Origin of the sequence: Microbacterium hominis, assembly GCF_013282805.1 — a bacterium.
Classification (GTDB): Bacteria; Actinomycetota; Actinomycetes; order Actinomycetales; family Microbacteriaceae; genus Microbacterium; species Microbacterium hominis_B.
On record NZ_CP054038.1, the window covers coordinates 2,500,754 to 2,513,102 of the forward strand.

Genomic DNA, 12,349 nt, shown 5'->3' on the forward strand with positions numbered 1-12,349 from the left:
GAAGTCTGTGGTCAGCCGGCGAGCCGCTGACGCAGGTCGGCCAGTCGCGAGGACACGCTGGCGTCGATGACGTCGTCCGCGACCTGCACCCGCAGGCCACCCACGACAGCCGGGTCGACGACCGTGTTCAGCGAGACCCGCGTGCCGTAGCGCTGGGACAGCGCTGCGGCGAGCCGGTCGGACTGCGCTGCGCTCAGCGGCGCCGCGGCGATGACCGTGGCGACCTTGCGGCCGCGCTGATCGGCGACGATGCGCATGGCACGGGTGAGCAGCTGCCGCACGCGACGCTCACGCGGCTGACGGATCAGCGACGAGGCGATGAGCGTCGTGGACGCGCTCGCGCGCCCGCTCAGCAGCGTGTCGACGAGGGAGCCCTTGGCCGTCGCGTCGCCCAGGCGGCTTCCCAGGGCGAGCTCCAGCTCGGGGTTGTCGGCGACGGTGCGCGAGAATCCGAACAGCTCGCTCTCGACGTCGACGTCGGGCTCGGCCACGGCCACGGCGCGGACCGCGAGTTCCTCGACGCCGTCCACGAGGTCCGCGGACGACGACCAGCGCTGCTCCACGGCCGTCGTCAGCAGCGACAGGGTCGTCGGCTGCACGGCGGAGCCGAAGACGTCGGTCACGACCTGGCGGCGTGCCGCGACCGACGCTGCGGAGTCGGCGAGCGCGCCGCTCAGCTGCGACGAGTCGCCCAGGGCTCGCGCGGCCGCGAACAGCTCGCGGGCGACGGTGAGGTCGACCCCCGGCGCGGCGCCGAGCGCGGACGTCGTCGCCGCGAGGGCCTGAGTGGTCGCGCTGCCCATTACGCCCTCGGTCCCTGAGTCTGCGCCTCAGCGGACTCGAGTTCGGCGAGGAAGCGATCGACCACGGCCTGGGCCTTGGCGTCGTCGGAGAGGGTCTCCCCGATCACACCGCCGGCGAGGTCGAGGGCGAGGGTGCCCACTTCGCTGCGCAGCGAGACGAGGGCCGACTGGCGCTCGGCCTCGATCTGCGCGTGAGCGCTCGAGGTCAGGCGCGCAGCCTCGCTCGATGCGGTCTCCTTGGCCTCGGCGACGATCTTCTTGCCGTCCTCGCGGGCGGCATCGCGGATCTCACCTGCCTCCTTGCGGGCCTCGGCGAGCTGGGCGGTGTACTCCTCGAGAGCAGCCTCGGCCTTGCGCTGAGCCTCGTCGGCCTTGGCGATGTTGCCCTCGATCGCGGCTGCACGCTCGTCGAGCATCGTCTTCATGCGGGGAAGGGCGACCTTCCAGAAGATGAAGAGGATGACGACGAAGCAGACCGCCGACCAGATGATGTCGTACCACGCGGGGATGAGGGGGTTGTGAACCTCCCCCTCCTCCGCGGCGTACGCGACAAGAGCGTTCAGCATCCTGTCTCCTTAGGACTGGGAATCGGCGATCAGACGAAGATGAAGTAGGTCGCGATGCCGATGAAGGCCAGCGCCTCGGTGAAGGCGATACCGATCCACATGAGCACCTGCAGGCGGCCGGCCAGTTCGGGCTGGCGGGCGACGCCCTCGATCGTCTTGCCGACGACGATGCCCACGCCGATGGCGGGTCCGATGGCGGCGAGGCCGTAGCCCATCGTCGCGACGTTGCCACTGAGCTCGGCGAGAACCGTAGTTGCGTCCACGGGGGTGTTTCCTTTCGGTTGTGGGCGGCTTGCGGGCCGTCCCGTTTCAGTGCTCTTCTGCGACCGCGAGCTGGATGTAGACCGCGGTGAGGAGGGCGAAGACGTAGGCCTGGAGGACGGCCACCAGGATTTCGAACAGGGTGAAGACGAATCCGAACGCGAGGCTTCCGGCCGCCAGCAGCGACCACCAGCCTCCGAGGTCGAAGAGGAAGAACTGCGTCGCGGCGAAGAACAGCACCAGGAGCAGGTGACCGACCATCATGTTCATGAGGAGTCGGAGGGTGAGCGTCACCGGACGGATGATGAACGTCGAGATGAGCTCGATCGGCGTCACGATGATGTAGATCGGCCACGGCACGCCCGAGGGGAAGAGCGAGTTCTTGAAGAAGTTCTTCGGGCTCTTCTTGATGCCGGCGTAGATGAACGTGACGTAGCTGATCACGGCCAACGTGAGCGGCACAGCGACGATGCTCGTGCCGGCGATGTTCAGGAACGGGATGATTCCCGTGATGTTCATGAACAGCACCATGAAGAAGATCGTGGTGAGGATGGGCAGGAAGCGGTCGCCGTCCTTCTTGCCGAGCAGGTCGTGCGCGATGTTGACGCGCACGAAGTCGAGACCCATCTCGACGATGCTCTGGAATCGGCCGGGGACGATCGACATGCGTCGTGTTCCGAGCCAGAAGATCAGCACGACCGCGGCGGTGGCGAGGAACTGGATCAGGTGGATCCGGTTGATCTCGAGAGCACCGATCTGGAAGAGCGTCTCCGGGAAGAACTCGTCGATCGAGGGGCCGTGGAACTCGGGCGCGTCCGCGGAAAGGGGGGCGATCAGTGTCGCAGCTTGAGTAATCAGCGCTGGCTCCAGCTTCGGGGCATCGGTGTGGACCGTTGCGACGATGGTCGGTGAGAGTCATCCGCAAGCGCTCGCAGAGCGAGCGGGCGGGCGCTTGAACAGCCTATCAAACTCGCGGGCCTCCTGAATCCGCGCGCGGAGAGTCCGGCTCCCCGTCTTCGGGATTGGCGGTGGGAAGGTCCACGTCGACGGCGGGAACCCGCATGCGCAGCATGGTGACGACGTCGACGGCGAGCGACCCGATGATGCCCGCCACGAGCGCGAGGAAGAACACCGTGGGCGCGATCCACGGCTGGTCGCGCAGCAGCAGCAGGGCGACGATGAAGACGACGAACTTCAGCAGCCAGCCGCCGAGCACGATGCCGAAGAAGATCGGCACATAGAGCGGATCGCCGTACCAGCGGTTGGCGATGAGGATGCTCAACCCGGTGATCGCGAGGAAGACCGCACCCACCAGGACGCCGGCGAGGGCGCTCCACAGGCCGTCCGCGCCCGCGACCAGGAAGCCGATGAGGCCGCCGACGATGAGCAGGACGGCGTTGACGACTCCCGACCAGATCAGGGTGGTGCGCAGGATCGGGGTGCTCGAGACGGGGTTGGTGCTCATCGGGAGTCCTCCAGGTGGGGGTCGGCGCGGCGGCGCGGTGCGAGGGCAGGAAGGTCACGACGAGGCAGGCGATGACGCCGACCACGCCGAAGGCGACGCCGAGGAGGTAGTCCCCCGGCCACTCGCTCTGCGTGCCGATGTACATCAGCAGCACTGCGAAGCTGACCACGGTGGTCCAGGCGTAGAAGATGAGCACCGCGCCGCGGTCGCTGTGGCCCATGTCGAGCATGCGGTGGTGCAGGTGCTTGCGGTCGGGCGAGAACGGCGACTTGCCCGCGCGCATACGCCGGATGACGGCCAGTCCGAAGTCCAGGAGCGGCAGGAGCACGACCGCGACGGGGAGCAGGATCGGGATGAAGGCACCGAGCAGCTGCGAACGGCCGAACTCGTCGTTGTCGCCGAGGATCGCGGGGTCGAGCTGACCGGTGATCGCGATGGCGGAGCTGGCCATCAGCAGACCGAGCATCAGCGCCCCGGCATCCCCCATGAACAGCTTCGCGGGACTCCAGTTCATGGGCAGGAACCCGACGCACGCCCCGATCAGCACCGCCGCGATGAACGAGGCGAGCGTGAAGTAGGTGCTCGATCCGGTGTCGCGCACGAGCATGTACGAGTAGGCGAAGAACACGCCGTTGGCGATGAGGCAGACCCCCGCGACCAGCCCGTCGAGTCCGTCGATGAAGTTCACCGCGTTCATCACCACGACGATGGAGAAGACGGTGAGGGTGAAGCTCACCCAGCTGGAGAATCCGGTCATGCCGCCGATCGGCAGCGAGTAGATCTGCAGCTCCCCGACCCAGGCGATGATGCCCGCGGCAAGGAACTGCGCGCCGAGCTTGATCATCCAGTCGAGGTCCCACAGGTCGTCGGCGACGCCGACGAGCACGATCAGTGATGTCGCCCCCAGGATCGCCAGCGGCTGCTGCGGATTGGTCCAGACGATGCTGAAGAAGGGATGCTGGGACGAGATCGCGAATGCGGCGACGACCGCCAGATACATCGCGATGCCGCCCAGTCGCGGCGTCGGCGTCTTGTGGACGTCGCGTTCCCGGATGCCGGGATAGAGCTTGTAGCGGATGCTGAGCCGCCAGATGGCCCAGGCGAGGGCCAGCGTCACCGTGGCGGTGAACAGGACGATGAAGACGTACTGCTTCACGCGGTGCCGCCCGGGTCGGGCTCGAGCAGGTCGCCGAGCACCTCCCGCAGACGCGCCCGGTCGACGGCACCCTCTCGCAGCACCCGCACGACCGGCGTCTCGCCGCCGACGAGACTCGTCGCGTCGACGATCGTCGAGGAGATGCCGTCGCGCGAGGGTCCGGCGTCGAGATAGACCGCCACGCTGTCGCCGAGCATGTCCCGCGCGTCCAGAGCGGTGATCGCGGGCGCCTCGCCCGTGAGGTTCGCACTCGAGACCGCGAGCGGACCGGTCTCCTCGAGGAGCTCGAGCGCGATGCGGTCTGCGGGCATGCGGACTGCGACGGTGCCGTGGGTCTCGCCGAGATCCCAGGTCAGGCTCGGCTGCGCGGGGAGCACGATCGTCAGCCCCCCGGGCCAGAACGCCTCGATGAGCTTCTCGACTGCCTCCGGCACCTCGGCCACGAGCGCGCGCAGCGTCGCCGCGCCGGCGACCAGGACCGGGGGCGGCGACTGACGGCCGCGGCCCTTGGCGTCGAGCAGTCGCTGCACGGCGACGGGTGAGAACGCGTCGGCGGCCACGCCGTACACGGTGTCGGTGGGAAGCACGACCAGCTGGCCGCGGCCGATGGCCTGGCGCGCCTGGCGCATGCCGGGGAGCAGCTGCTCATCATCGCGGCAGTCGAATACGGGGGACATGTCGGGCACAGTCTAGTCGGCAGCGCCCTGCGCGCCCGCTGGACGCGGCGGCCGGATCGCCGTGGTCGCGCGGTCCCGCTGGGTCAGATCCGGGTGCGTGGCCGCCGCGAGCCAGCCGTCCGCGGAGAGGATCTCGCGGATCGCCGCGCCCTGCCATTCGCCGTGCTCGATCACGAGCATGCCGCCGGGGTGCGCGAGGCGGAGTCCGACGCCGCTGAGCACGCGCACGACATCGAGTCCGTCCGCTCCCCCGTAGAGGGCCGCGGGCGGGTCGAAGAAGCGCACCTCGGGATCGCGCGGGATCGCCTCGTCGGGCACGTACGGCGGATTGGAGACGACGACCGAGACCGTGCCGTCGAGTTCGGGGAAGGCGCGGTCGAGGTCGATGAAGGCGAGCGTCGCGTTGGGGGCTCCCACGCGCGCGAAGTTCTCCTTCGTCCAGATGAAGGCGTCGACCGAGTTCTCCGCCGCGTAGACGGCCGCGTGCGGGACTTCGGTGGCCAGGGCGAGGGCGATCGCGCCCGAGCCGGTGCCGAGGTCGACGGCGACCGGGGAGGGGGCGGCTGTGGCGCGCAGCGCGTCGATGGCCAGCTGCGCCAGCATCTCGGTCTCCGGACGGGGGACGAACACGCCCGGGCCGACGGACAGCTCGAGGTGGCGGAACGCCGCGACCCCGGTGATGTGCTGGAGCGGCTCGCGCGTCGCGCGACGGGTGAGCGCGGCATCCACCCCCTCCCGCGCCTGCGCGGGCACCGCGTCGCCGCGGATCGCCGCCGCCTGGAGCTCTCCGCGGCTCAGGCCGAGCGCATGCCCGACCAGAAGCTCCGCGTCCACGAGCGGATCGGGGATGCCGGCGCGGGCGAGTCGCTCGGCGGCGGCGCGGAGGAGGGCGGCGAGGGGGACGGGACCGGGGGAAGACATGACAGCGAACCAGCCTAACCCGGGACCGCTCCCGCGCCGCTCCTGCACCGCTCCCGCGCGGACGTCACAATCAGTCTCACAAGTCCGCACGGCGACCACGCACCATAGGCTGGGGCGCGACAGCCGCCCTACCCGCGAAAGGCCCAACATGCCCGGCATCTATCCCGACATCACCGCCGCCTTCGGCAACACTCCGCTCGTCAAGCTCAACGGGGTCGCCGACGGTGTCGGCGGCAACGTGCTGGCGAAGCTGGAGTTCTACAACCCCGCCTCGAGCGTGAAGGACCGCCTCGGCATCGCGATCGTCGACGCCGCAGAGGAGTCCGGGGCGCTGCAGCCCGGCGGGACCATCGTCGAGGCCACCAGCGGCAACACCGGCATCGCCCTGGCGATGGTCGGCGCGGCACGCGGCTACAAGGTCATTCTGGCGATGCCCTCCTCCATGTCGATCGAGCGTCGCCTGCTGCTGAAGGCCTATGGCGCCGAGCTCGTGCTCACCGACCCCGCCGGCGGCATGAAGGACGCCGTCGCCAAGGCCGAGGAGATCGTCGCCGAGACCCCCGGCGCCGTGCTCGCCCGCCAGTTTGAGAACGAGGCGAACCCGGCCATCCACCGCAAGACCACGGCCGAGGAGATCCTCCGCGACACCGACGGCCAGGTGGACTACTTCGTCGCCGGCATCGGCACCGGCGGCACCATCACCGGCGTCGGCCAGGTGCTCAAGGAGCGCGTCCCCGGCGCGAAGGTCGTCGCCGTCGAGCCGGCCGACTCCCCGCTGCTGACCAAGGGCACCCCCGGCCCCACAAGATCCAGGGCATCGGCCCGAACTTCATCCCGGCGATCCTCGACCAGGGCGTCATCGACGAGGTCATCGACGTCGAGTTCCCCGACGCGATCGCCACCGCGCGCGCGACCGGCGTGAAGGACGGCATCCTGGTCGGCATCTCCTCGGGCGCCGCGATCTGGGCGGCGCTGCAGGTCGCGGCCCGCCCCGAGGCCGCCGGCAAGAACATCGTCGTCGTCATCCCCTCGTTCGGCGAGCGCTACCTGTCGACCGCCCTGTACGAGGATCTGCGCGAGGATTGATCCATCCGGTGCGGGCGGCGGCGTCGCCGCCCGCACACCGCCTCTCTCGGAAGAAGTTCGCTTGTCCGGCATCCATCCCGACATCACCTCCGCCTTCGGGCAGACCCCCCTCGTGCGCCTGAATGCGCTGACGAAGGGGCTGGCCGCGGAGGTGGTGGCCAAGCTCGAGTTCTACAACCCCGGCTCGTCGGTCAAGGACCGGCTCGGCGTCGCACTCGTCGACGCGGCAGAGGAGTCCGGCGAGCTGGCGCCCGGCGGCACGATCGTCGAGTCGACGAGCGGCAACACCGGCATCGCCCTGGCACTGGTCGGGGCCGCCCGCGGTTACAAGGTGATCCTCACGATGCCCGCGTCGATGTCGAAGGAGCGTCGCACCCTCCTGAAGGCGTACGGCGCCGAGCTCGTGCTCACCGATCCGTACAAGGGCATGACCGAAGCGGTCGAGACTGCCAAGCGCATCGTGGCAGAGACGCCGGGAGCAGTGCTGGCGCGGCAGTTCGAGCATGAGGCGAACGCCGCCATGCACCGGCGGACCACGGCCGAGGAGATCTGGCGCGACACCGACGGCGCGGTGGACTGGCTCGTCGCCGGTTCGGGCACGGGCGGGACCATCACCGGTGTCGGACAGGTGCTCAAGGAGCGGAACCCGAACGCCAAGGTGGTGCTGGTCGAACCGGCCGACTCCCCCGTGATCTCGCAGGGACGGGCCGGCGGACACCGCATCCAGGGCATCGGGCCGAACTTCGTCCCCCCGGTGCTCGACCGCTCGGTCGTCGACGAGGTCATCACCGTCGAATTCGAGGACGCCATCTCGGTGGCCCGTGCGCTGGCGACCGACGAGGGTATCCTCGGCGGCATGTCATCGGGCGCCGCCGTCTGGGCGGCCCTCCAGGTCGCCGCCCGCCCCGAGGCGGCCGGACAGCGCATCGTCGTCATCGTGCCGGATGCCGGCGAGCGCTACCTCTCCACTCCCCTGTACGCCCACCTGCGCGACGACGACACGAAGGCCGAGGCCGCAAAGTGATCCGCATCCCGATCCCCCGCTCCGGTCCGATCGCGCACGTGCGCGAGGACCTCGCCGCGGCCAAGCTGCGGGATCCGGCTGCCCGCAGCAGCCTGGAGATCGCGCTGCTGTACCCGGGTCTGCACGCGATCTGGTCGCACCGCGTGGCACACGCGCTGTGGGTGCGGGGCCTTCGCTTCCCGGCGCGCGCGATCTCGCAGGTCACGCGCTGGCTCACGGGAATCGAGATCCACCCCGGCGCCGTGATCGGCCGCCGCTTCTTCATCGACCACGGCATGGGCGTCGTCGTCGGGGAGACCGCCGAGGTGGGAGATGACGTCATGCTGTACCACGGGGTCACCCTCGGCGGTCGCACGCGCGACGGCGGCAAGCGTCATCCCACGATCGAGGACGGCGTCGTCATCGGCGCGGGCGCCAAGGTGCTCGGTCCGATCACGATCGGCGCCGGATCGGCGGTGGGCGCCAACGCGGTCGTCACCAAGGACGCCCCCGCTGACAGCGTGCTCGTGGGCGTTCCGGCGCGTGCCCGTGCCCGGCGCGGCACCGAAGACACGCGCGCGCTGCTCACGGCGCCCGAGTACTCGATCTGACGAGGCGCCGCGGCGGCTACTTCTCGTCGCGACGGTCCTCGATCTTCTTCTTGACGAAGATCACCGGCAGCAGCCATGTCGCCAGTGCCGTGAAGATCCACACGATCACCGGGGCCAGGAGCCACGTCCACCACGGGCTGCCGATCGTGAGCCCCGCTCCGGGGATGAGCACCACGATCAGCAGGGCCACAAAGGTGGACACGATTCCGATGCCGCCCAGCAGCACCGGCGCGTTGCGCTGCGCCACCCGCGCGAGCCAGGGCGCCAGCACGCTCTGCAGCACCGCGAAGATGACGATCGCGAGCAGGAAGCCCCACCAGTCGGCCCAGTCGATCTGGAAGCCGGGCAGGATCAGGTCGGCCGCGATGAGACCGATGGCCGCCGACACCAGGAAGATGGCCGCGCGAATCAGGAACATGATCACGCGCTCAGGCTAGCGCCAGGAGCGGTCGCGCGTCAGCCCTCCCCGCCGAGCGCCGCCAGGCGGGCCTCCTCGTCGGCGCTGATCGCCGACTCGATGATCGGCTCGAGAGCGCCGTCCATCACCTGGTCGAGGTTGTAGGCCTTGTACCCGGTGCGGTGGTCTGCGATGCGGTTCTCGGGGAAGTTGTAGGTGCGGATCCGCTCGGAGCGGTCCATGCCCCGGATCTGCGATCTGCGGGCGTCGGATGCCGCGGCCTCGAGCTCCTCCTGCTGCTTGGCCAGAAGGCGCGCGCGCAGCACCCGCATGCCCGCCTCGCGGTTCTGCAGCTGGGACTTCTCGTTCTGCATCGACACCACGATCCCGGTCGGCACGTGCGTGATGCGCACCGCGGAGTCGGTGGTGTTGACCGACTGGCCGCCGGGGCCGGACGAGCGGAAGACGTCGATCTTCAGGTCGTTCGGTTCGATGTGGATCTCTTCGGGCTCATCCACCTCGGGGAACACCAGCACACCGGTCGTGGAGGTGTGGATGCGTCCCTGCGACTCGGTGGCCGGCACCCGCTGCACGCGGTGCACGCCGCCCTCGTACTTGAGGTGCGCCCACACCCCCTGAGCGGGGTCGGATGACGATCCCTTGATGGCGACCTGGACGTCTTTGTACCCGCCGAGATCGGACTCGTTGCGCTCGAGCAGCTCGGTCTTCCACCCCTTGGATGCCGCGTACTGCAGATACATGCGCAGCAGGTCCGCGGCGAACAGCGCGGACTCCGCGCCACCCTCGCCCTGCTTGATCTCCATGATCACATCGCGCGCATCGTCGGGATCCCGCGGGATGAGCAGGCGCCGCAGGCGCTCCTGCGCCTGGGCGACCTGCTCCTCCAGCACCGGCACCTCGGCGGCGAACGCCTCGTCCTCCCGGGCGAGCTCCCGCGCGGCAGCCAGATCATCGGTCGCCGCCGACCAGTCCTCGTGCGCCTTGACGATGCGCGAGAGCTCGGCATAGCGCCGGTTAACCCGCTTCGCCCGCGAGGCGTCGGCGTGCACGGCCGGGTCGGAGAGCTCCTCCTGGACGGCCTTGTGCTCCTCGATCAGCGCGTGGACGGAATCGAACACCGGGTACTCCCCCGCGCCTCAGCGGATGCTGTTGTCGTGCGCGTGGCTGTGACCGCCGCCGTGAGCGTCGCGCGCGGGCGCGGGGATCGACTTCTGCATCTGCACGAGGAATTCGACGTTGGACTGCGTCTCCTTGAGCTTGCCGAGCACGACCTCCAGCGCCTGCTGGGTGTCCAGGCCCGCCAGAGCGCGGCGCAGCTTCCAGGTGATCTTGACCTCGTCGTTCGACAGGAGCATCTCCTCGCGGCGCGTGCTCGACGCGTTCACGTCGACCGCCGGGAAGATCCGCTTGTCGGCCAGCTGGCGCGACAGACGCAGCTCGCTGTTGCCGGTGCCCTTGAACTCCTCGAAGATCACGTCATCCATCTTCGAACCCGTCTCGACGAGCGCGGTGGCGAGGATGGTGAGCGATCCGCCGTTCTCGATGTTGCGCGCCGCGCCGAAGAAGCGCTTGGGCGGGTACAGCGCCGAGGCGTCGACACCGCCGGTGAGCACGCGGCCGGAGGTCGGGGCCGACACGTTGTAGGCACGGCCGAGGCGGGTGATCGAGTCCAGGAGCACGACGACGTCGCGACCGAGCTCGACCAGTCGCTTCGCACGCTCGATGGCGAGCTCGGCGACCGTGGTGTGATCTTCGGCGGGACGGTCGAAGGTCGAGGCGATGACCTCGCCCTTCACCGTGCGCTGCATGTCGGTGACCTCCTCGGGGCGCTCGTCGACGAGCACGACCATGAGGTGGACCTCGGGGTTGTTGATCGAGATCGCGTTCGCGATCTGCTGCAGCACGATCGTCTTGCCGGCCTTGGGCGGTGCGACGATGAGGCCGCGCTGACCCTTGCCGATCGGGGCGACCAGGTCGATGATGCGCTGGGTCAGCTTCTCGGGGGCCGTCTCGAGGCGCAGGCGCTCCTGCGGGTAGAGGGGCGTGAGCTTGCCGAACTCGACACGGGTCGCGGCGTCGTCGACCGACAGGCCGTTGATCGCGTCGACCTTCACCAGGGCGTTGTACTTCTGGCGGCTGGACTGCTCGCCCTCACGCGGCTGCTTGATCGCGCCGACGACCGCGTCTCCCTTGCGGAGGTTGTACTTCTTGACCTGGCCGAGCGAGACGTAGACGTCGCTCTGGCCGGGCAGGTAGCCGGTGGTGCGCACGAACGCGTAGTTGTCGAGCACGTCGAGGATGCCCGCAATCGGGATGAGGACGTCGTCCTCGCCGATCTCGGTCTCGAACTCGTCGCCCGCGCCCTGGGTGCGGCGCTTGTTGCGCTGGCGCCCGCGGCCGCCCTGGGCATCGTCGTCATCGGCGGCCGGCGCGGACTGCCCGCCCTGCGCCGCCGCGGGCTGAGCCTGACCGCCCTGACCGCCCTGAGCGCCCTGGGTCTGGCCGTTCTGCCCGCCGCGGTTGCGGTTGCGGCTGCGGCTGCGGCTGCGGCTGCGGCTGCTGGTCTGCTCGCCCTCGGCCTGCTCGGCGCCCTCGGCGTCGGCGCTCTCGGCCGCGGGGGCCTCCTGCCCGGGTGCGTCGGTGGATGCTTCGCCCTCAGCCGGCGCGGCTTCGGCGGCCTCCGCGGCGTCGGCAGCGGGCGCCTCGGCCTCGGCCGGTGCGGACTTGGCGCGACGCGAACGCGATGCACGCGCCGGACGGGCCGGCTTCTCGGCGGCCTCGCCGGGGGCGTCCGCCGACTCGGCGGCGGACTCCACCGGCGCCTGCTCGGGCTCCGCGGAAGCGGCGGCCTCGGCTGCGGGCGCTTCGGCGGCAGGCGCCTCGGCGGCGGCGGCTGCCGCGGCCTCGACGTCGGCGCTCTTTGCGCGACGCGGTGCACGCTTGCGCGGCGCCTTAACGGGCGCTGCCTCGGCGGCGGGCTCGTCGACGGCCGGGGCCTCGACCGGCGCCTCGGCGGCGGCCTCATCGGCGGCGGGCGCCGCCTCGGCCACGGCCTCATCGGCCACGGGCTCTTCCGCCACAGGCTCGTCGACGGACGCAGCAGCCTCCTCGGCGGGAGCCTCCTCGGCCGGCTGCTCCTCGGCGGGCGCCTCGTCGGCCGGCGCCGCAACGGTCTCGTCGGCGGGCGCGGCGGCGGAATCCTCCGCGGGCGCCTCGGCCTGGACGACCTCGGGCGCAGGCGCGTCGGTGCGCTCTTCCGCCTCGGAGTCGGTGGTGTGGATCTCGGAGATGGACTCCACGAGTTCTCCCTTGTGAAAACGGTTGGATGGGAAGGGGACGCACAGCATGGCGGAATGGCCACGCGAGCCCGTGCCGGCGGAAA

Annotated in this window: 14 protein-coding genes and 1 pseudogene; 4 read left to right on the top strand and 11 right to left on the bottom strand. The window is 70.1% G+C overall.

The window, feature by feature from the left end:
• Window positions 1-11 precede the first annotated feature (11 nt).
• The 8 genes and pseudogenes from HQM25_RS11360 to prmC form a co-directional block, all read right to left on the bottom strand.
• Entirely contained in the window at window positions 12-803 is a 792-nt protein-coding gene (locus tag HQM25_RS11360; protein WP_172990333.1) for a F0F1 ATP synthase subunit delta, read from the bottom strand.
• Window positions 803-1,369 (bottom strand): F0F1 ATP synthase subunit B, encoded by a 567-nt coding sequence (locus HQM25_RS11365; protein ID WP_172990334.1) that lies wholly within the window; start codon window positions 1,367-1,369, stop codon window positions 803-805. Before HQM25_RS11365 ends, HQM25_RS11360 begins: the two co-directional genes overlap by 1 nt.
• Window positions 1,370-1,398: 29 nt before the next feature.
• On the bottom strand, window positions 1,399-1,632 hold the full coding sequence (gene atpE / locus HQM25_RS11370) for an ATP synthase F0 subunit C (RefSeq protein ID WP_045274135.1): 234 nt from the start codon (window positions 1,630-1,632) through the stop codon (window positions 1,399-1,401).
• Window positions 1,633-1,678: 46 nt separating this feature from the next.
• On the bottom strand, window positions 1,679-2,488 hold the full coding sequence (atpB, locus tag HQM25_RS11375; protein WP_254359681.1) for a F0F1 ATP synthase subunit A: 810 nt from the start codon (window positions 2,486-2,488) through the stop codon (window positions 1,679-1,681).
• 106 nt (window positions 2,489-2,594) lie between these two features.
• Complete coding sequence (locus HQM25_RS17850) at window positions 2,595-3,095, bottom strand: hypothetical protein (protein WP_254359683.1); 501 nt, start codon at window positions 3,093-3,095, stop codon at window positions 2,595-2,597.
• Window positions 3,096-3,108: 13 nt separating this feature from the next.
• Window positions 3,109-4,251: pseudogene (locus HQM25_RS11380) on the bottom strand (MraY family glycosyltransferase); the annotation flags it as partial.
• Entirely contained in the window at window positions 4,248-4,928 is a 681-nt protein-coding gene (locus HQM25_RS11385; protein ID WP_172990335.1) for an L-threonylcarbamoyladenylate synthase, read from the bottom strand. The gene HQM25_RS11385 and the pseudogene HQM25_RS11380, both read right to left, overlap by 4 nt.
• A gap of 12 nt (window positions 4,929-4,940) precedes the next feature.
• Window positions 4,941-5,849 carry a peptide chain release factor N(5)-glutamine methyltransferase gene (gene prmC / locus HQM25_RS11390; protein WP_172990336.1) on the bottom strand — a complete coding sequence of 303 codons (909 nt, stop codon included), beginning with the start codon at window positions 5,847-5,849 and terminating at the stop codon, window positions 4,941-4,943.
• A gap of 148 nt (window positions 5,850-5,997) precedes the next feature.
• Here prmC and HQM25_RS11395 point away from each other — a divergent pair, with 148 nt between their 5' ends.
• The 4 genes from HQM25_RS11395 (at window position 5,998) to epsC (ending at window position 8,549) form a co-directional block, all read left to right on the top strand.
• On the top strand, window positions 5,998-6,771 hold the full coding sequence (locus tag HQM25_RS11395) for a PLP-dependent cysteine synthase family protein (protein ID WP_172990337.1): 774 nt from the start codon (window positions 5,998-6,000) through the stop codon (window positions 6,769-6,771).
• A complete protein-coding gene (locus HQM25_RS11400; RefSeq protein WP_172990338.1) occupies window positions 6,768-6,935 on the top strand; it encodes a hypothetical protein in 168 nt (55 codons plus the stop codon). Before HQM25_RS11395 ends, HQM25_RS11400 begins: the two co-directional genes overlap by 4 nt.
• A gap of 61 nt (window positions 6,936-6,996) precedes the next feature.
• Entirely contained in the window at window positions 6,997-7,959 is a 963-nt protein-coding gene (cysK, locus tag HQM25_RS11405) for a cysteine synthase A (protein ID WP_172990339.1), read from the top strand.
• The gene (epsC, locus tag HQM25_RS11410) at window positions 7,956-8,549 is read left to right on the top strand and encodes a serine O-acetyltransferase EpsC (RefSeq protein WP_438803601.1); all 594 of its coding nucleotides are present in this window, start codon (window positions 7,956-7,958) and stop codon (window positions 8,547-8,549) included. Before cysK ends, epsC begins: the two co-directional genes overlap by 4 nt.
• 16 nt (window positions 8,550-8,565) lie before the next feature.
• On the opposite strand, the gene HQM25_RS11415 is transcribed toward epsC, so the two are convergent.
• Genes HQM25_RS11415 through rho form a run of 3 tightly spaced genes read right to left on the bottom strand, consistent with a single transcriptional unit; the run spans window position 8,566 to window position 12,266 of the window.
• Window positions 8,566-8,967, bottom strand: a complete 402-nt coding sequence (locus HQM25_RS11415; RefSeq protein ID WP_254359685.1) for a phage holin family protein — start codon at window positions 8,965-8,967, stop codon at window positions 8,566-8,568.
• A 38-nt stretch (window positions 8,968-9,005) separates the two neighbouring features.
• Window positions 9,006-10,085, bottom strand: a complete 1,080-nt coding sequence (prfA, locus tag HQM25_RS11420) for a peptide chain release factor 1 (protein ID WP_172990341.1) — start codon at window positions 10,083-10,085, stop codon at window positions 9,006-9,008.
• An 18-nt stretch (window positions 10,086-10,103) separates the two neighbouring features.
• Complete coding sequence (gene rho, locus HQM25_RS11425) at window positions 10,104-12,266, bottom strand: transcription termination factor Rho (protein ID WP_438803602.1); 2,163 nt, start codon at window positions 12,264-12,266, stop codon at window positions 10,104-10,106.
• Between the last annotated feature and the right edge of the window lie 83 nt (window positions 12,267-12,349).

Excerpts from the sequence above, each read along its gene's own strand:
- HQM25_RS11395 (WP_172990337.1), top strand. The coding sequence starts at position 5,998 with ATGCCCGGCATCTATCCCGACATCACCGCCGCCTTCGGCAACACTCCG.
- HQM25_RS11385 (WP_172990335.1), bottom strand. The coding sequence starts at position 4,928 with ATGTCCCCCGTATTCGACTGCCGCGATGATGAGCAGCTGCTCCCCGGC.
- HQM25_RS17850 (WP_254359683.1), bottom strand. The coding sequence starts at position 3,095 with ATGAGCACCAACCCCGTCTCGAGCACCCCGATCCTGCGCACCACCCTG.
- HQM25_RS11360 (WP_172990333.1), bottom strand. The coding sequence starts at position 803 with ATGGGCAGCGCGACCACTCAGGCCCTCGCGGCGACGACGTCCGCGCTC.
- HQM25_RS11365 (WP_172990334.1), bottom strand. The coding sequence starts at position 1,369 with ATGCTGAACGCTCTTGTCGCGTACGCCGCGGAGGAGGGGGAGGTTCAC.
- HQM25_RS11415 (WP_254359685.1), bottom strand. The coding sequence starts at position 8,967 with ATGTTCCTGATTCGCGCGGCCATCTTCCTGGTGTCGGCGGCCATCGGT.
- prmC (WP_172990336.1), bottom strand. The coding sequence starts at position 5,849 with ATGTCTTCCCCCGGTCCCGTCCCCCTCGCCGCCCTCCTCCGCGCCGCC.